This window comes from Nostoc sp. UHCC 0870 (genome assembly GCF_022063185.1).
In the GTDB taxonomy this organism is placed as follows: Bacteria; Cyanobacteriota; Cyanobacteriia; order Cyanobacteriales; family Nostocaceae; genus Trichormus.
Genome location: NZ_CP091913.1, coordinates 2424670 through 2443545 on the forward strand (window position 1 = coordinate 2424670; position 18876 = coordinate 2443545).

Sequence of the window (18876 nt, forward strand, 5' to 3'; positions counted from 1 at the left end):
ACATCGGAGTGCCTACATTATGAAACACTATCAGATTCAGTTTCGTGAACATCGCCATGCTGAAATAGACCTTTACCAACTCCAAGAGTTATTCGATCTTGCAGCTTTTTGGGCGAAAGGACGCAGTATTGAGGATTTGAGTATAGCTATTACCAACAGCGATCCAGTAATTTCTGTATGGGATGCAGAAAAACTGATTGGTTTTGCTAGAGCAACTTCCGATGGTATCTATCGGGCGACAATTTGGGATGTGGTAATTCACCCAGAGTATCAAGGTACTGGACTAGGCAGCAAATTAGTCGAAACAGTTTTAAGTCATCCCCGAATGCAGGTTGAGCGAGTTTACCTGATGACCACTCACCAACAAAAATTCTACGAAAAAATTGGTTTCCAAGCTAATAGCACTACAACTATGGTGTTGGACAACCAATCGAAAATTAGCACTATGACTACTATGGAAGTTCAGCTTCAAGAATCGCTAGGGGTATAGATATCTGTAGTCTAGTTAACGGATCTCTTTCAGAGATGGGAGATGGTAAGATATCTAACTTGCCTCCCATCACTTCTAACAGCTTTTGATTAAGTAATAGTTTCATTCCTGAAGAAAAACCAGTTTGATTTGGCTCAACATCAACAGACTTATCCTCAGATGTCAGCAAATCTATAGATTCATGATTTAGGAAGGCGTGATTAGGTAAATCTAGGGAAATTTGCACAAAATCACTATTAATAGCAGTAGAAATACAAATACTCCCTTCCGCCATCTGAGAAATAGCAGTATTTACTAAATTCAGTAATATTTGCCTGAACCAACGTTGGTCAGCCAAAATATAAGTCTCGCTATCTGGAGGCAAAATTCGCAACTTTAAATTGCGATCTACTGCCAGCATATAAGTTAAATTATAAACTTCTTGTAAAATCTCAGCTACAGGTTGGGGCTGAATATCTAGCTTGTTAGTCCCGTGTTCTATTCGGACAACATTGAGAATTTCATCCATCAGATGTAACAGCTTTAAAGCCCGTTCATGAGCTTGGGCAATAAATTCACGCTCTTCTGCCGGATCTTCGCATAAATCTGACAAAATTAACTGATGTAACCCAATCAAACCATTGAGAGGCGATCGCAATTCATGGGTAGTCCTCGCTAAAAACCCCCCTTTAAACAAGCTCATTTCCTTAGCCATTTCATACGCTAGCTGCGTATTTTTGATCTCTTCTGGGAGTGATAGCGTCTGCGTTTGATCTGTTGGCGTTATTGGTGAATCACTAGCAATGGGATTTACAGACTTTTTTGTTACCAATCCACGATAACCAACCCCTATTAATAGTCCTACTCCGAGATATATCCAGTTACTCCAATTCATAATTTGGCAGTTATTAACTTTTTAATTGACCACAAAAATGAAAAATCAGTTTCCAACTTAAATATTAAACATCTAAGTTTACTGCACCTTGACGTAAAATTTGCCAATTGCCCCCTGTCCATTTAGCAACAGTAGACGGCTGACTCAGTACAGTATTTTCACTGAAAAAATCCGGGGCTGTGGATTCCAAAGTCATCACTTCAGGAAACTGAGCGTCAATTTCTGCCATAGTTGCTAAAGCTGGCTGACCTGACAAATTAGCACTAGTAGTAGCTAGCACACCTGTTTGAGACAAAATTTTTTGCGCGATCGCACTTTTCGGAACTCGAATCCCAATTGTTGTAGGATCAGTCGGATTCATAGCCTTTGGGACGCGATCGCTAGCCGGTAAAACCAATGTCAATCCTCCCGGCCAATAGCGATTTACCACTTTTTGCCAAATCTGATATTCTGCTTCACTACCTTGCACATAAGGCCATAAATCTGCTGCATCAGCCGCCATCAAAATTAAAGGCTTATCTTGACTGCGCTGTTTAGTAGCAAAAATCAACGCCGCTTTCTCTGGTAAAGCCGCCAGCGCAGGAACGGTATCAGTAGGAAAGCTGACCACACAGCCAGAACCCACGCCAGCTATTAATCCCTCTAAAGAAACTCTAGTCACGTCGCTTTGCTCCGAATTCAAAATTCAAAATTCAAAATTCAAAATTCAAAATTAAATACCCCACAGATAAATCCGGGGGCTTGATTTAATCTTGTTTGAATTTTTTCTTCTCCATAAATAAATTTAGGGGCTTGTACCCTTTTTTTCTTTGGTCATAATTATCAGTATGAGTTAAGCAAACCATAACTCATAACTCATAACTCATAACTGATTACTCATAACTCATTACTCAGCACTTACAAAAGCTAAAGCAAACCGTTCCACACCCTCTAAATCCGTGTGAATTTGAATATTCTCATAACTACCCTGCTTTTGCAGAAGCATTTTTACCGCCTCAGCCTGTCCTGCCATCATTTCAATTAACCATACGCCGCCAGGTTTCAAATAACTGGGGGAGAATTCTATCAAGTGACGAATATCATCTAAGCCATCAAAACCACCATCTAGAGCTAAATGTGGTTCATGCTTGGCTACTTCTGGTTGTAGTGTCGGTACAATATTGCTGGGAATATAAGGTGGGTTGGATACCATCCCACTAAATTGACCTTTAAGGGCTGCTAACGGCTGCCACCATGACCCTTGATAAAATCGTATCCGGTCGGCTAAACCCAGATTATCGGCGTTTTTTTGTGCGATCGCTAAAGCTTCTAAACTGTAATCAACAGCATGAATTGTAGACTCTGAAAAGGCATCCGCTAGTCCTAAAGCGATCACACCACTACCAGTCCCTAAGTCTACCCAATGTCCTTGTTTTAGCTGTGACGAGACTTCACTTCTAGCCGCCATCACAGCTAAATCAATCAAGCATTCGGTTTCTGGTCTGGGAATTAACACCGCATCCGACACCTTCAGTCTAAAATTTCGCCAAGGTGTACTGCCAGCAATGTACTGTACTGGCAAGCGATCGTCTAAGCGTCTGTGCCACAAATGGTCTAACTCTTCTAAAGACAAAGCCATAATAATCTCAGCTTTGTCTTTAAAAGAGTCTAAGCGCAGTGCCAAGCGATCTAAGCCTGCTACCTCTTGGAGTAACCAATCTATTTCTGCTACTGGAACATTATTTGCGATCGCTTTTGCGATCGCTCTACTGCGCCATTGCCAAAGTTGTAACCCAGAAACTAAATTTAGCTTTTGCTCTACCATTTCATAGGACTTACGCATTGATCAAAATCATCAGCTATTAACGGTTAATTTTTCTAAATATTAGTCGCCAAAAGGCTAAAACGACCTATTTTATTAACACACAATTTCTCATTTGTACAGTGCGTAAGTCCAATATTCATTATTTTTTCGGAGCGGGTGCAGACGCTGGTCGATTTGGCGCAGGGGATTTTTTAACTAGCGATTGAATAAAACTGATAGACTCTCTTGATGGATACAAGACAATTTTGTTGATCATAGGATCATTGCTGCTATTAAGAGCTTCCATCACGCCAAACAGATCCACCACCTGAATCTCAGTATTAGCAGCTTCACCTGGTACAGCTTTTTTAAATTGATCTAACAAAGCTACAGCTTGCTCTTTCTCAAAGAAGAAAGGAATATACCTCTCGCTACCTTGTGCAACAGGTATAGTCAAATAGCTATTCTCTTTCTTAAATTTAGGTACAAATAAGGGGATACCATTAAATTGATTCCCTTTTTGACCAGTCTGATTTAACAGGCTAATTGCTGAATCTACCTGTTGTTGCATCGGCATTAAAGTATAAATAATCGAATCTGACTTCTTTTTTCCTTCTAGGACTATTTTATAGTAGTCAGCTAAGGACAGAGGCCTTACTTGTAGACTGTTTGCCAGTTGGGGATTTTCTTTCTTTAGGCGATTATCTAAAAATTTCTGAGCATCCTGCTTACTAATAAAAAATCCTACTTGAGAGATTGTCTTACCTTGGTTATTCCTAGAAATAATTACGAATTCACCTTTAGCATTGGTGAGCGTAAACACAGGAACTTCTTGCAGCTTTTTAACCACCTGCTCCTGTGGTAATGCTACTGCTTGTAGATTCCCTACTCCTGGCAAATCGGCTGATAATACACTACCAGCAATACCCAATATTACGCCCAAGCGAACCAATGCTTTCATGACTGTTCCTCGCATCAATACTTCAATTTAGTTATTAAGTTAGCCAAATAGTTGGATTTGCACAGCACCAACTAGTCTTAGTTATATAGCAATCCCTTCGATATGTGAAAAAGTTGTGCCGTTGTTAAATGCTAACAATCATCTCTCAAAACGTGATATTTTGACACTCCTCGACCTAAAGGTACGAGGATTCTTGATTCATAGGCACACCTTAAAGCTAGAAGGAATTAGGCTCGCTAATTCGACTCCCTCACCAAATAACCCTACCTAAAGGTGGTATTACTCAGCTATGGCAACTAGTTCCAGTGGGCTTGCCTCCCCAAGCGTTCGGGTACTTGCTGAAAGTGCCTTAAAAAGCCGTCCTAGAAGCGATGCACTGAGCTTGCCGAAGTGGACGGGGCTTGTATCCCATTGTTTTCGGTCACTAGTAGACTGTGATCAAGTTATATTTTTATCAAATTTACCTTGGTATGCGCCCAGCAATACTGTAAATGCCCATGATATGTAGCCGTTGTAGCATTTATGAAGCAAAAACTTTCTCAACTTCAAGCAGTCAATGCCATTGTATTGCCTTTCTCAAAATTAGAGACATGATCAAATAGTTAATTGTTCCACCAATCCCATTTCTAGTCACTCAGCCCAAAATTTTTATGTAGAAGCGCGATTAATCATGACTCTACATAAAAGCTTTGCAACCCTAATTCAACTTGGGTTTATGTATCAATTAATCTAAATCGGGATGACAGGATTTGAACCTGCGGCATCCTGCTCCCAAAGCAGGCGCGCTACCAAGCTGCGCTACATCCCGGACAGATGATTTCATGTTCATCAGCAATATTAACACTATACCATAAATAGCTAACTTTTTTATAGTCAGCTATTTATTCTGGTACAGAAAATTAATGAGGATACCAAAACATACCTTTGATACCTTCTGGATCTGCCATAAAACCCATAGTTCGGTAGAAATCTACCACATGAGGATCGGCGAAAAGAGTCACATTACTGATCTCTTCACTTCTGAGTTTTTTGAGGACGTATTTCATCAATGCCTTACCCATTCCTTTACCTTGAAAGTCTGGGTGAACTACCACATCCCAAATAGTGGCGTTAAAGGCATGATCTGAGGTAGCACGGGCAAAACCAATCAGCCGCCTCTGGTTGCCTCGCACCTGCCACATTGTGGCTACGAGAAAACTATGCTCAATAGCTTTTTTGACTTTTCTTAAGGGACGACGCGACCAACCGACAGCATCACAAAGTTCTTCTAGTTCATACAGATCAATATCTCGCTCAGTGCTAAAAACAATACGTTCTGCACTCCGAGTGACTCCTGATGAATCACTGTTGGAGTAAGAATTGCCTGTAGCGTCTACTGTATGCTCTTCAAAAGAGTTTGTTTTACTTGTTGTCGCAGATTCAGAGGTACTAAACCAAGTTTTCCAAAAACCCATGCCAACGTGGTTCGGGGAGTATAACTGAAATTGGTTTCCACTATTAAAAGTGTTGATTCACTCTTAACACAACCACTACCCTTCTTTAAACCTTACTCTCAATTTTTTTGGAGATTGTCGGGATTTTCAATGGCAACAGCTAGTTAATAGCGTGTTTCACACCAATCATATTCAACTTTAGCACTTTGTTGTCAAGGCTAGGAGAAATTCAGTGAACTACCTTGCCAGATAGATGGGACTTCCCAATTCAGATGATTGCAGGGCAAGATGGGGAACACTAGGGAGAGAGTGGAAAAAGGAAGTACAAAAATAAAAGGCAAAATCAAAGAATCTTTTGACTTTTTTATGTCCAGTCCCCAGTTCCCAGTCCCCAGGCGAAATAAGCAAGCGAGTTTTAACACCCAAGATGGCTTCTGGCTTAAAATCTTCAACACTGGAACTCCTAAAACGCTTTAATCGAGCGTTTCCCCAGTTTTATGAGCAATTTGTCAGCAGTGAAATTCAACTGCAAAATTTACGGTTAGCGTATCGTCTCTATAAAACCAAACGGGCTGTAATTGAGCTAAAACCGGAAGGTAATAAAAGTGCCTTGCATTTTGCTTACCGTAATCAGTCCTTTCTCCTCAGCGATATCTTTGGTGTGCTAGCAGCTTATGGGCTAACAATCCACGGGTTGAGTTTATATGGACAAATTCGCCCTCCCATGCTCGTTTTTATCAAACTTTTGGTATCTCGTGGTAGTAAAGCCTTGACGGAGAAAACCGCAGAAAATGTTTGTCGTGCCATTCGTGAGGCTTTAGGGGGGCGATTTGAGGTGGAAGAAATGCTGGCAGTAGAATTTAATCTAGACGTTGGTTTAGAACAGGTACAGACTGAGTTTTATGTCGATCCTGTATTTCATCTCCCGGCTTTAGTAATTGAGGCGGATAATCAGCCAGGGTTATTTTACAAAGTGATGTATGCCATTTGGCAGGAAGACCTTTTAGTTGTCAATGCCAATTTACTAGTTTGGCGGGGACGTACAAGGCTAATTCTCTACTTGTTAGGGCCTAATGAAAGCCTAATTCCTGAGTATCTGGGGCATAAAATTGCTGAAGGAGTACGTCAAAGATTGTTAGGTAAGTAGTCAGTGCTGAGTACACAATTAGTAATTATTTCTACTTGATATTGCCTATACCCTGACATTCTTTTATTTGCCAAATCATTTTTTAAATTTTTTAGCTTGCTTTTGGTAGGGATTTTGAATTTTTAATTTCTATCTGATCGTACCTACTCTTGAGGGTACGATATAAATATGGCAACTATTGAAATCTTGGGTTTTCCTCACGCATACGAGCTAACAGCTCCAACGTCCTACCCCCATGCTTTAGTATTCATCCACGGTTGGCTCAATAGCCGTGGATACTGGCAACCTGTGATTTCTCGGTTGTCAGTTGATTTGCAGTGTCTATCCTATGATTTACGAGGTTTTGGTGAATCTCAGTCTCAGCTAGACACTGATTTTAGTCAAGCCGAAAGTTCTGTCAGTTTGTCGTCTAGCTCTATTAATACCCTTAATTCTCCTTTTGAGTCTCTCCATACACCAGCAGCCTACGCTCAGGATTTAGTAGCCCTTCTGCAACAGCTAAATATTACTAGTGCTTGGTTAATTGGTCACTCTTTGGGAGGTACGATCGCACTTTGGGCAGCTGATCAAATGCCTGAGTGTATTAAGGGTGTGATTTGTATCAATGCAGGCGGTGGTATTTATCTGAAAGAAGCTTTTGAGCAGTTTCGTTCCGCCGGGCAAAAATTTTTACAAATCCGTCCCCGTTGGTTGTCTCAAGTACCTTTAATTGATTTACTTTTTACTAGAAACAGTGTCTCTCGTCCTTTAGATCGCTATTGGGCGCGTCAGCGCATGATTGATTTTATTGTGGCTGATCCAGAAGCAGCTCTGGGATCATTACTAGAGTCCACAACGGAAGAAGAAGTCAATCGTCTACCAAAGTTAGTATCACAGTTAGAACAGCCAGTTTATTTTCTGGCTGGTGCTGACGATAAGGTCATGGAACCTAAGTACGTGCGTCATTTAGCTAGTTTTCATAGGCTTTTTCAATACTGTGGAGATAATGTGATTGAAATTCCTGATTGTGGACATCTGGCAATGTTGGAACAGCCAGATGCAGTTGCTAATCACATTCGGGAAATAGTCACAAAGTAGGAATAAAAAAATATCCAAACTGTAGGGTGCGTCAGTGCGATAGAACCTAACTATACTCAGAAATTATTCATACTGACGCACCCTACCCAACCATCAATTGCGGATAATTTATTTTTTGGTGTTCCCTTACTTCTGACTCATTACTCTAGGAGTTACGCAAGTGTCACAATCGGTAGTTGGTGCGTGACGCTATAAGTCTTATGACTACGTTCAAATACTTTCGCAGCGTCACACACCCTACGTGAAAAATTGCCAGTTGCGTAAGTCCTATACTCATTACTCATTACTCATTTATAGTTTTGAACTATTGACGAACATACAACTTCATCACTTGGGTAAGTGGGAGTCGAGATTCTACACCCAAGGTTAGGGGGGATGTATGACCACGAGAGAAATGATCGGCGGCGGCACAGGCGATCATGGCGGCGTTGTCGGTACAAAATGTTAATGGAGGGAAGAGGACGCGGATGTTATGTTCAGAGGCTGCTGCTTGTAAGTTTTTCCTTAAGCCACTGTTGGCTGCTACTCCACCACCGACAGCAATTGTATCTAGACGATAATCAATGGCACAGGCGATCGCTCTTTTGGTTAATGCTTTCGCTACAGTTTCTTGAAAGCTGGCTGCTACGTCCGCCACTGGCAATGGTTTAGCATCTTTTTCTAACTGCTGTACTAAACGCAATACTGCTGTTTTTAAGCCGCTAAAACTGCCATCATAGCGATGAAACCCTCCACCCGGTAAGGACACTCTCCCTTCTGGTAGAGCAAAGGCTTGAGGGTTTCCTGTTTGCGCTAATTTATCAATGACTGGGCCACCTGGATAACCTAGCTTTAATAATCTAGCCACTTTATCAAAAGCTTCCCCAGCAGCATCATCACGAGTTTCACCCAGGGTTTCGTATATACCACATTCCCTAACATAAATCAAGCTTGTGTGTCCGCCGGAAACCAGTAAGCTAAGAAAAGGGGGATCTAAAGTTGGCTCACTCAAATAAGTGGCGTAGATGTGACCTTCGAGGTGGTGAACTCCCAAAAATGGTTTATTGTACAAAATCGCTAAAGTTTTGGCCGCCGTTAACCCTACTAACAACGCTCCGACCAATCCAGGGGCGCAAGTGGCTGCGATCGCATCAATTTGTCCCCAATCTAATTGAGCTTGCTCTAAGGCTTGAGCGATCGCCTGATTTATCGTTTCCAAATGCTGGCGAGATGCAACTTCTGGCACTACCCCACCATACTGCTGATGTACTGGAATTTGGGAAGTAATAATACTACTGCAAACTTGACGATTTTTAACAATTGCCACGGCAGTTTCATCACAGCTAGTTTCTATTGCTAAAACAGTTACCATTGCTACCAAGGAGTAATAAGTGCTGAGTCTGGAATGCTGAGTTTTGAGCTATAACCAAATACTCAGAACTCGTTACTCAGCACTCAGGACTCTGTAAGAACTTGTTTGAGAAGCTTTAACTTTTATTTACTTCAACTTTACTCGATTCCCGCCCAAGAGTATGATGACTTGCTAGTTAAGCAAATAAAGAGTGTACAAGCCGCTTCGTTTTGTACAAAAAACTTTTTCTTTTGTAATAAAAGGAAACACACCGATGAAAAGATTGTTTGCTTTGATGTTAGTGATTTGTCTTGCATTCAGTTTCGCACCCCCAGCTAAAGCTCTAGGCGCGAATCTGACCCCCTGTAAAGACAATCCTGCATTTCAAGCACTTGCAAAAAACGCCCGTAATACTACAGCCGATCCAGAATCTGGGAAAAAACGTTTTGAACGTTATTCTCAAGCACTGTGTGGACCAGAAGGCTATCCTCACTTGATTGTTGATGGTCGCCTTGATCGCGCTGGAGACTTTTTAATTCCTAGCATTCTGTTCTTGTATATTGCTGGTTGGATTGGTTGGGTAGGTCGTGCCTACTTACAAGCCATCAAAAAAGAAGCTGACACCGAGCAAAAAGAAATCCAAATTGATTTGGGTCTAGCACTGTCTATCATTGCTACAGGTTTTGCTTGGCCAGCCGCAGCCCTCAAAGAACTACTTTCTGGCGAATTAACTGCGAAAGACTCAGAAATTACTGTTTCTCCTCGCTAGTTCAACTTAATTCATTCACTTGTTTTGGAGACTAAATCATGGCAGACAAAACTGACCAAAGCAGCTATTTGATTAAGTTTATTTCCACCGCACCTGTTGCAGCTACTATCTGGCTGACAATTACAGCAGGTATTTTGATTGAATTCAATCGCTTTTTCCCTGACTTACTTTTCCACCCCCTACCATAAATTTAGAAGTTAGGGTATTGGGTATTGGGCATCGGGTATTGGGTATCGGGAATAATAATTTCCTTTACTCCTGCAATTCCCCATTCCCTATTCCCCACTCCCTAATCCCTTTGTTTCTCTTCGTGAAAATGCGATCCTTCTAATTTAGAGGTAACCTAAAATATGCAAGCAGTAGACGCATCAAAAAATCTTTCCAGCGATCCGAGAAATCGGGAAGTCGTTTTTCCCGCAGGTGATCCACAAATTGGTAATCTGGAAACCCCAGTCAATTCTTCTCCTGTAATCAAGTGGTTCATTAATAACTTACCTGCTTATCGCCCAGGTCTGACCCCTTTTAGACGTGGTTTAGAAGTTGGTATGGCTCACGGCTACTTGCTGTTTGGCCCCTTCGCTAAATTAGGCCCACTGCGTAACGCGGACAATGCTAACTTAGCAGGATTGTTGGGTTCTATCGGCTTGGTTGTGATTCTTACCGCCTGCCTATCTCTGTATTCCAACACTAACCCCGACAAAGCTCTGGCTAGTGTTACCGTACCTAAGACCCCAGATGCTTTTAATTCCAAAGAAGGCTGGAATAATTTTGCCAGTGCTTTCTTAATTGGTGGTATTGGTGGTGCAGTAGTAGCTTATTTCTTGACCAGTAATTTGGCTATCATCCAAGGTCTGATAGGCTAATTTTCTGTTGTGGGTAATTAGGCATTGGTGAAAAGTCAGTGATTTTTGACTATTACCTCTGCTTAATTACCGATTAGTAATTTGGAACGAAAAAGCTTTATTTGCCAAACACAGCCGCTTCAATGGCATTGAGAGCAGTTTCTAAATCATCATTGACGATTTGGATATCAAATTCATTAGCCGCTTGAATTTCCTCATGGGCGCGTTGTAGACGACGGGCGATCGCCTCTTCAGAATCCTGTCCGCGTTCACGAATGCGTTTCTCTAGTTCCGCAAAGGAAGGCGGCAAAATAAAAATACTTAAAGCTTCCGGGAAGGAAGCACGAATCTGTCTTGCGCCTTCTAGTTCAATCTCCAACACTACTAACCCTCCAGACTGCACTTGATTGAGTACAGCAGCGCGGGGAGTGCCATAGTAATTACCAGCAAATTCTGCTGACTCTAGGAATTCGCCTTGAGCAACCAACTGTTCAAACTTGTGGCGGCTAATAAAATAATAATTTTTGCCATCAATCTCCCCTGGGCGCGGGGTACGAGTCGTCGCAGAGACAGAGTAATAAAGTTCTGGATGACGCTGTAAGAGCGATCGCATTAAAGTACCTTTACCGACCCCACTCGGCCCGGTTAACACAATTAGCTTGCCTGACAAAGCACTTTCTTCGGTAGTAGCACAACTCTGGATGGGTAAGACTTGCATCATCCGTTCAACCTGTGAATTAATCAAGAGACATCATTCGTTAGTAGATTAGTAATTTAATCTGGTATGTGTCCCCAGAGCAATCCTTAACTAACGAATTTGTAGCACTAGTGACAGAAAATTCCTCTAATTCACATGGTACTGCTGATGTAGTCTCAATAGAGGTGGGGTGTTACTCCTACCCCTCATCAATTTTCTACTGTGTGATGCTCCTTAGAAATCACGAAACGATTAGCTACCGTTTCTGGTTGAATCGCCGACAAAATTACGTGACTGGAATCGGTGATGATTACAGCCCTAGTCCGGCGACCATAAGTAGCATCAATTAGCTGACCTCTGTCCCTAGCATCAGTGATAATCCGCTTAATCGGGGCAGATTCTGGACTCACAATGGCAACAACTCGGTTAGCCGAGACAATGTTACCAAAACCAATGTTAATTAACTGTATCTCCATAAAAAAACTGACACCAAATGTGGTGTTCAAGGCTAGTAATGAATTTATTCTCATGTTATCCCTAAAAAACGGTACTTACAACGCATTCAATCTATAGAGCTTGAGTTTTTTCAAAACACCTGCTTTTTTCGAGAGATCCACCGTTAAATTGCCGAAAAATATGCCTATAGAGACAGGAATAAATATACCTATAAGAGCTAGTGCTAAGTTTAATTGCTAATAGTATCTAAAAGTGATTTGTCAATATTGTAGTTTTCTGCAAAATATGTATATCTTGCAGAAAATTATTCCTAATTATTAATCAAATTATTTCCTCTGATGATGGGTAGATTTTTTCAATTCTTGCCATTTTTGTCGCAGTTGATGTAAGTTCGGAGTGTTACATCCATAACGCCAACTCACATAAGCTTGGCAAATATCATTTATGACCTGAGCATTGGCTGGAGTATGATGCCCAGATGATACTTTGGCATACTCTAAAGGTGTCTGTGCTGGATGCTTACCTAGACCTTTTTGATCTGCCCATTCCAGCATTTGTTGATACAGACGCTCCATTGGCGGTAGTTTACCTAAGCGACGGCGATGTAACCACTCTCGCCACTGCGCCCAGCCTAGCCAGCCCAAAAAAGCGGTTGTGGTTGCTAAGATTAAGCCTGTTAATATACCTACCCAACCTTGAGTAAATAAAGCGAAAAACCAAGCGATCGCTTTCCCAAACCAGCTAAATATTGTCCCAAATACATTGTTGAAGAAGCCTGTCACTGGAGAAGGTAGCCACCCAGCCACCCAATTCCAAAATTGCTTCAGCACACTAAAGGTCTGAGTTTCTTCAATGGAAGGTGGAATCAGGGGATGATTGGGAATAGGGTCAAAGGTAAACCAGCCATATTTGGGGAAATAAACTTCCGTCATGGCGTAAGCATCAGTATTCCGCACTACATACATCCCCGTAAAGGGATTAAACTCCCCTGGCGCAAACCCTGCTACTAGACGCGCTGGGATGCCAATAGAACGCAGCATGACTGTGAGAACTGTTGAGAAATGATCTGGATAACCGCCCTTATATTTAAATAAAAATGCTTCTACTAAGTCTTCTTTTTCGTCTAAAAAAGGGAACTCGAAGGGGTTTTTAGGGATGGAATAGTTTTGCTTGAGGTACTGGGCTAAATAAAGAACTTTTTCATAGGTAGAATCTAAGCTTTTTTGCGATTTCCCTATGCGTTCACGATTGTAGTTAGCTAATATTTCTTCGGTACGCTGTTTAACTTTGGTGGAAATTTCTGGGGGTATTTGGAGGTAATAATTTTTAATATTTCGGGGATAATTTGTAGTAGCTGTTCCTAATAAAGTGCGATCGCGGTACGGCACATCAGAAATTACTGTATAGGTGAGGTCTTCTGATAATCCCACAGGCGATCGCAAGCCATTTTCTTTATCCACTGCAATCATCGGTGTCGGGAAGTAAATTTCCCTGGGATAAGACATCGCCGGAATTAAGTTAGGTAAGTCTGATACTACCGTGTATGTCTGTATTACTTCCCTGGTCTTGCCAGAGATAGCAGGGGATGATAAAAAAATCTGATAAGACCAAGGCGATCGCTTAATAGTAGTCACATCTTCATTGCGGGAAACCTCCCAGCCTTTACCTGTGTAGCGGTCGAAGGCCAGCACCCGCCAAAATCCCTCAACTTGCGATCGCACCCGCATCACCACCTTGGGTTTCATCTCTCCCCGCAGGTTTTGGTTAATCTTGCTATTAAAACCGTAATAAAAACCGCTATCTACCTGTCCTGGTTGACCATTGTCACCTGATGCTGTGCTATTACCATTACCTTGGTTATCCGCGTTCCCTTGGCGGACATAACCAGGATTGATAATAGTCTGGCCGGTAAACCCGCCCTTCACCTCAATGGGAGAACTTACAGGAAAAGTTCGCAGTTGATAGCCAGGGAATCGGGGTAAAAATGCAAATACTACCAATCCTAAGGCGACAACTACGATAAATAGTGCAGAATAAGCAGGTAATTGTTGAGATAATTTAAATTCTTTTGACTTTTGGCTAGTGGCTTGTGACTTTTTCAGTCCTAGCTGCGAACGATAATTAACAACTAACGTCGGCAGTGCGATCGCTAAAAATAACAATAATATGGGTGCGAAGGCTAAAGTTTGACTCAACGTTGCCGCCACACCCAATAAAATTAAGCCAATAACTATGGAATAGCCTAAGTTTTTGCGCCGAGGCACATCAAAGCTATGCAGAATCTGGAGTTGAATTAATAACTCTGCTAAAGCCAACCGCGTATCATTCAATTCGCCAAATAACTGACCAAAGAAAGCACCCAAAGCCATTAACATCCCAATGGCAATGCAAAACTTGATAGTGACATTAGCTTGACGACGGCGGTAATAACTCCAACCTGCACCTAAAAGACTAAGTGGTATTGCCCACCAACTAAATGTAGTATTGGCGGCAATATCCACAGCTACAATACCTGTGATTACCAACGCTAGCACTAGTACCCGCAAGGAAATGGAGTCTTCCACTTCCACTGATGACGACCCCTGGTGATTGTGTCGTCCATAACTTACAGGCAGATGCCAAAATCGATTCAACCTGGTTAAATTAAACATTTCCAATTTCGGAAAAGCTAGAGAGTAGATGCTTATAGAGACAAATTTTCGGGAAGTTCCTTTAAGAAAACAGGAACTCCCCGAAAGCAGCCTTTGGGAGTAGAGATGTCTTGTAAATTTTCATTCTCGTTGCGGATGATTATAGAAACCCTAATGACCGCCCTTTGAGAAACATATTTTGATGCAAAACCACGATAATGCTCTTATCTATTGGTGTTGATCAACAATGGTGTGCTAGCGGTGGTAATCTCAGTTAGATTGTGGGATTAATCACAAACAACAATGGCAATTGATCAAGCTCTGGACACTCAACTTCTAAGGTGTAAGTTGGGTGAAGTTGCTGGCAAGAGATTTCTACACTCAAGCATCCGGGAATTGATGACTGTGCCATTGCAATAGAGTTATCGCCCCGCAATGTCAAAATTCCTTGAGTGGGTAAATCACCATAAACACGTAATAGTTTCGTGTCACCTTGGGAGTGGTATTCTACCCGCAGGTTGAGTGCGCCTGCACTAGTTAACCAGAGTCTTTCTACTACTGGCTTGCTTGGTGATACTGGTAGAGTGAGATTATCTAACAGTTGTTGGGCTGCCATCAGAGAAATCGCCATTTGTTGTTGAGACCCCAAATCTGAGTAATCACTCTCGATATTAGGAGTTGTCTCTAAAGTTTCTGGCGATCGATAGCTGCTGCGTAACACCAAACCAGCAAGATTGTTGATTGTGTGGGATTCGCTGGGGAATAAGCCTTCCACCACTTGCACTAATTTTGCCCCTATTGGTAGCGAAGATGTCACCATCTGTTGACATTTTGCTAATAATTCTTGGAATACTTTCTCTGGTAGGGGGATAGGTAAATTCAGCTTTGATTGCTGCGCCATCCACCCCCAGTTAGGGCTAAATACTAGTGATGGCTCATCCAGAGTATCTGGATAGTCTACTATTTGTGTTTCCCAGGGAAACAAGGGTGGGTGGTTTTCGGTGTGAATTTGTAACCGACGCTTGATGACGGCTTGAAAACGTTCTTGCACAGTAGGAATTTCTCCCAATAAAAAGGTTTGGGGTATACTTCCCAACTTTAGCTCACCACTATTTTTAGTGGCAGTTTGGCTGAGAAGGTGATCTCCCTTATCGGTATCCTCACAGTTTTCCCTATGGTTTTCTGGTTGATTGATACTTGCCAGAAAACCGAGTAGGTACTTTTGAAAGGATTCTGAGTCTCTATTCATGAGTAGATGCACTAGATCCGGATACTAAGGAATTACGAATTTCCCAAGCTTGTTCTAAAATTTTAAACCACCGTTTTTGTAGTTGTGCCATTGATAACCCTAAAGCTTTAGCAATTTTGTCATCGGGTTGTCCTTGTTGTTTCAAGTCTAGTAAAGCCCTTTGTTTCTCGTCTAATTGGGCTGTGTAGGCTTCCCACTGCTGAGGAGTTAAGCCTAAATTAGTATGTAAAGAAGCCTCTAACCATTCGTGTACTAGTTCCCATTTATGTAATAAAGCGAACCTAATTAAATGATACTTAAAGCGTTGTTGTAAGTAATCTCGCTGACGAGGAGTTAAACCTAAAACATTTTCAATTTCCTGGGCTGACATATCTTGGAGGCGCAGGGAAAAATAATCAGCACAGTCAGATTGATCACGTTGCTCCAAATAACTCATTAATTCCGTAACGACAACGGAGCGGAGTGTATCTTCTTCTGGTTCGGGTGCTGCTTGGGTAGCCATAGCTGAACGCAACTGCTGTACAGCAGGTTCTTCCCAAGTACCATCACCTTCATTGCTGCTACCTTCTGCTGCTTGTTCGATATCAACGATCGCTTCTGGGGGCTGCTGTTGAGAAAAAGTTTGAGCGCGGAGAATAATTAACTGCTGTTGACGACCAGGGAGGGGAATCCGCCGCTTACCGTAACGTTCGGTAAAGGCCATGTACTCTGATAGTTCTAGGAGAGTTTGGGGGCGATAGGTGGGGCCAAGTTGGTTTTCCCGACGAAAGGCGTTTAATGCTTCTAAATAAAAACTTTGTAGAAAATCTTCTATAATTGTCAGCCGCCCTTGATAACTCAATTGGCGTTGAGGAGGATTAATGTAACGATAAATAATTGCACTGAGGGTACTGTGTAATTCAACTCTGCCTCGGCTAGAACCTAATTGATAGTATCTCAGACACTGTTGTAGCCTATGTTTGGCTAAGGTCATGGCTGAATTTTCTACCGCACCGGAAGCTTGAATACGTTTACTTTCGTGGCAAATACGGTATACTTCGATGGTGATCCGATTGGCTACATCGTGGCAGTTCTTGTCTGAAGCTTTGGTAAACTGCTTAAGCTCTTTGTAGGCAAGCTGGAAGATTACTTCCTCACCGTTAGTATTTTCTCCGAAAGTGTTGGTGGTGGGAGCGGTGGGAGCAGTTGGAGCGGTTGGAATAGTTGCTGTTGCGGCTGAATTCATAGTCTCGGTTGTCAAAAGACCCTATACATAAACTTAAATAGAACTTGTGACGCAGGTGGGTATTGGCTTTATGGTTTTGCTTATAAGCTAAACGCATATTCATCCTTGGTTAAGGATGTGCTTGATTTTATTATTCCCAACTCTCATGGGATTAATCACATGGCGATAAATGTTATTGCCTTTACCCAACAGACGTTAACAAGTCATTATGGATTTAGAAACACAAATTCAATTGCTGATTAACAATGCACCCAACGATGGTGTAACACCACATCTTGTTGCAGCAATTGCTCCCGTGCTGGTGGCGATCGCTCAAAAGTTACGTCATTCCCAGTACCATATTCTCCAAGATGCGGAGGGTAGCTGGGTTTTAACTACCTTGAGAAATCGTGTCAACCCAGGAATCGAAAAGCGTGTTGTTTACGCTTTCCCTACCATACAGGATGTTTCCCTAATTTCCCCTGCTGGGCTAGACCCTCAAGTCACCCCAAAAATTGTTCCCGCAACCCACATTTTGTTCCAATTGGTGGCATTAGAACCCGTAGGTAGTATCGTTTTTTTGGAAACGCCGGGTAAAACCACTCACTCGTATGAAGTACAGCGTGCTAAATTCCAAAAACTCATACAAAAACAGTTACGACAACAGCCTAATAGTACAAACATACCTCCTGGTATTGCTTAAAAAAAAATTGGATGTTGGCTGTTTTCAATACACACCAACATCCAAAAATTTTTATCTCAAAAATCTCAAAAATTTTTCCTAAAAACCCAAAATTTTTTTTTCTACATCATGAGTGGCGAGTAAGGAGTAGGGAGTAAGGAGTAGGGAGTAAGGAGTAAGGAGTAAGGAGTAGGTATTGGTTAATAGTAATTTCCCAATACCCAGTCCCCAGTCCCCAGCTAATACAACCTACTCAGTCCATATTCAGCGATGTTGATCAACGTTTGGTGAGATTCTGAAGGCGGGAGAACAGCTAGATGGTCGATTGCTAGCTTAGTATGGTGAGCAGCTAAATCTCTGGCCTGTTGTATGCCTTGACTATCTTGAACCAAGTCCAATGCTTGCTCTAAATCTCCCGTTTGAGCAAATTCTCGCTCTATTAACACTTCCAAATAGGGTTTTTCGGCTAGGGCAAATAATACGGGTGCTGTCAGATTACCGCTTTTGAGATCCGAACCTACAGGTTTACCCAAAGCGTCGGCAGTGCTGGTAAAGTCTAAAATGTCATCGACAATCTGAAAGGCTATACCCAGATGACGACCATAAGCATACAAATGTTCTGCAACTTCTGAGGAAACTTCACTTAGTAGTCCCGCCGCTTTACCACTATTAGCAACCAACGAAGCGGTTTTGTAATAGCTTTTTTCTAGGTAAGTTTCAATTGAGATACTGGTGTCAAAGCGATTCAATCCTTGTTGAATCTCTCCGGTAGCTAAATCCATAATGACTTCTGAAAGTAGTTTGACTACCTGCAAGTTGTCTAAGTTGGCTAAATACCATGAAGATTGAGCAAAGAGAAAATCTCCGGCGAGGATCGCAATCCTATTACCAAATAAACTATGAACGGTAGGAACGCCTCGCCGCACGTCTGATTCATCTACTACGTCATCATGTACCAAGCTGGCAGTGTGAATCATTTCGGTGATTTCTGCTAGCCGGCGGTGACGCTGTGTAATATCTTGGTCTAACATGGTCGCCCGCGATATCAATAGCACGATGGCTGGTCTGATACGCTTTCCCCCAGCCCCGAATAGATGTTCGGCGGCGGCAAACAGAATGGGGTGGCGATTTCCAACTAGCTGTTTGAGGTTATCTGCTAGTATTTGCAGGTCTGCTTCCACAGGGGCAAACAGGGAGGTGGCTGGGGTCATGGGTGGGCGGACTCTGACTTTAGTTACGAAAGTTTACATAT

General features: G+C 42.1%; 19 protein-coding genes and 1 tRNA gene. 7 read left to right on the forward strand and 13 right to left on the reverse strand.

Going from position 1 to position 18876, the window contains the following annotated elements; genetic code table 11:
* Positions 1-19 precede the first annotated feature (19 nt).
* The gene (locus tag L6494_RS10505; protein WP_237994543.1) at positions 20-490 is read left to right on the forward strand and encodes a GNAT family N-acetyltransferase; all 471 of its coding nucleotides are present in this window, start codon (positions 20-22) and stop codon (positions 488-490) included.
* Here the strand turns inward: L6494_RS10505 and L6494_RS10510 are convergent.
* The 6 genes from L6494_RS10510 to L6494_RS10535 form a co-directional block, all read right to left on the reverse strand.
* On the reverse strand, positions 453-1364 hold the full coding sequence (locus L6494_RS10510; RefSeq protein WP_237994546.1) for a sensor histidine kinase: 912 nt from the start codon (positions 1362-1364) through the stop codon (positions 453-455). The genes L6494_RS10505 and L6494_RS10510 overlap by 38 nt on opposite strands.
* A gap of 64 nt (positions 1365-1428) precedes the next feature.
* Positions 1429-2025, reverse strand: a complete 597-nt coding sequence (locus L6494_RS10515) for an L-threonylcarbamoyladenylate synthase (RefSeq protein ID WP_237994549.1) — start codon at positions 2023-2025, stop codon at positions 1429-1431.
* 225 nt (positions 2026-2250) lie between these two features.
* On the reverse strand, positions 2251-3186 hold the full coding sequence (gene prmC, locus L6494_RS10520) for a peptide chain release factor N(5)-glutamine methyltransferase (protein ID WP_442946992.1): 936 nt from the start codon (positions 3184-3186) through the stop codon (positions 2251-2253).
* Positions 3187-3307: 121 nt separating this feature from the next.
* A complete protein-coding gene (locus tag L6494_RS10525) occupies positions 3308-4108 on the reverse strand; it encodes a Tic22 family protein (protein WP_237994551.1) in 801 nt (266 codons plus the stop codon).
* A gap of 734 nt (positions 4109-4842) precedes the next feature.
* Positions 4843-4916, reverse strand: a tRNA-Pro gene (locus L6494_RS10530).
* A 91-nt stretch (positions 4917-5007) separates the two neighbouring features.
* Positions 5008-5562 (reverse strand): GNAT family N-acetyltransferase, encoded by a 555-nt coding sequence (locus tag L6494_RS10535; protein ID WP_237994555.1) that lies wholly within the window; start codon positions 5560-5562, stop codon positions 5008-5010.
* 406 nt (positions 5563-5968) lie between these two features.
* Between L6494_RS10535 and L6494_RS10540 the strand changes: the two genes are divergently transcribed.
* Positions 5969-6688 carry a hypothetical protein gene (locus tag L6494_RS10540; RefSeq protein WP_237995942.1) on the forward strand — a complete coding sequence of 240 codons (720 nt, stop codon included), beginning with the start codon at positions 5969-5971 and terminating at the stop codon, positions 6686-6688.
* A 168-nt stretch (positions 6689-6856) separates the two neighbouring features.
* Positions 6857-7765 (forward strand): alpha/beta fold hydrolase, encoded by a 909-nt coding sequence (locus L6494_RS10545; protein ID WP_237994558.1) that lies wholly within the window; start codon positions 6857-6859, stop codon positions 7763-7765.
* A 304-nt stretch (positions 7766-8069) separates the two neighbouring features.
* Here the strand turns inward: L6494_RS10545 and tsaD are convergent, their stop codons facing one another.
* Positions 8070-9116, reverse strand: a complete 1047-nt coding sequence (tsaD, locus tag L6494_RS10550) for a tRNA (adenosine(37)-N6)-threonylcarbamoyltransferase complex transferase subunit TsaD (RefSeq protein WP_237994560.1) — start codon at positions 9114-9116, stop codon at positions 8070-8072.
* Positions 9117-9369: 253 nt separating this feature from the next.
* Between tsaD and L6494_RS10555 the strand changes: the two genes are divergently transcribed.
* The 3 genes from L6494_RS10555 (at position 9370) to L6494_RS10565 (ending at position 10727) form a co-directional block, all read left to right on the forward strand.
* A complete protein-coding gene (locus tag L6494_RS10555; RefSeq protein ID WP_237994562.1) occupies positions 9370-9864 on the forward strand; it encodes a Photosystem I reaction center subunit III in 495 nt (164 codons plus the stop codon).
* A gap of 38 nt (positions 9865-9902) precedes the next feature.
* Positions 9903-10052: a photosystem I reaction center subunit IX gene (psaJ, locus tag L6494_RS10560; RefSeq protein ID WP_015137730.1), complete on the forward strand. Its 150-nt coding sequence runs from the start codon at positions 9903-9905 to the stop codon at positions 10050-10052.
* Between the two features lie 162 nt (positions 10053-10214).
* Positions 10215-10727, forward strand: coding sequence for a photosystem I reaction center protein subunit XI (locus tag L6494_RS10565; RefSeq protein ID WP_237994564.1), 513 nt, complete (start codon positions 10215-10217; stop codon positions 10725-10727).
* 97 nt (positions 10728-10824) lie between these two features.
* Here the strand turns inward: L6494_RS10565 and gmk are convergent, their stop codons facing one another.
* The 5 genes from gmk to hetZ all read right to left on the reverse strand — a co-directional run bounded on the left by gmk (position 10825) and on the right by hetZ (position 16963).
* The gene (gene gmk, locus L6494_RS10570) at positions 10825-11427 is read right to left on the reverse strand and encodes a guanylate kinase (RefSeq protein WP_237995944.1); all 603 of its coding nucleotides are present in this window, start codon (positions 11425-11427) and stop codon (positions 10825-10827) included.
* Between the two features lie 185 nt (positions 11428-11612).
* The gene (remA, locus tag L6494_RS10575; RefSeq protein ID WP_237995945.1) at positions 11613-11879 is read right to left on the reverse strand and encodes an extracellular matrix/biofilm regulator RemA; all 267 of its coding nucleotides are present in this window, start codon (positions 11877-11879) and stop codon (positions 11613-11615) included.
* 306 nt (positions 11880-12185) lie between these two features.
* Entirely contained in the window at positions 12186-14510 is a 2325-nt protein-coding gene (locus L6494_RS10580) for a transglutaminase TgpA family protein (protein ID WP_237994566.1), read from the reverse strand.
* A 253-nt stretch (positions 14511-14763) separates the two neighbouring features.
* The gene (locus L6494_RS10585; protein ID WP_237994568.1) at positions 14764-15738 is read right to left on the reverse strand and encodes a PatU; all 975 of its coding nucleotides are present in this window, start codon (positions 15736-15738) and stop codon (positions 14764-14766) included.
* A complete protein-coding gene (hetZ, locus tag L6494_RS10590; protein ID WP_237994577.1) occupies positions 15731-16963 on the reverse strand; it encodes a heterocyst differentiation protein HetZ in 1233 nt (410 codons plus the stop codon). Before hetZ ends, L6494_RS10585 begins: the two co-directional genes overlap by 8 nt.
* Before the next feature lie 208 nt (positions 16964-17171).
* Here hetZ and L6494_RS10595 point away from each other — a divergent pair, with 208 nt between their 5' ends.
* Positions 17172-17645, forward strand: a complete 474-nt coding sequence (locus L6494_RS10595) for a hypothetical protein (RefSeq protein WP_237994580.1) — start codon at positions 17172-17174, stop codon at positions 17643-17645.
* A gap of 218 nt (positions 17646-17863) precedes the next feature.
* Here L6494_RS10595 and sds read toward each other — a convergent pair whose 3' ends face one another.
* The gene (sds, locus tag L6494_RS10600; protein WP_237994582.1) at positions 17864-18835 is read right to left on the reverse strand and encodes a solanesyl diphosphate synthase; all 972 of its coding nucleotides are present in this window, start codon (positions 18833-18835) and stop codon (positions 17864-17866) included.
* Between the last annotated feature and the right edge of the window lie 41 nt (positions 18836-18876).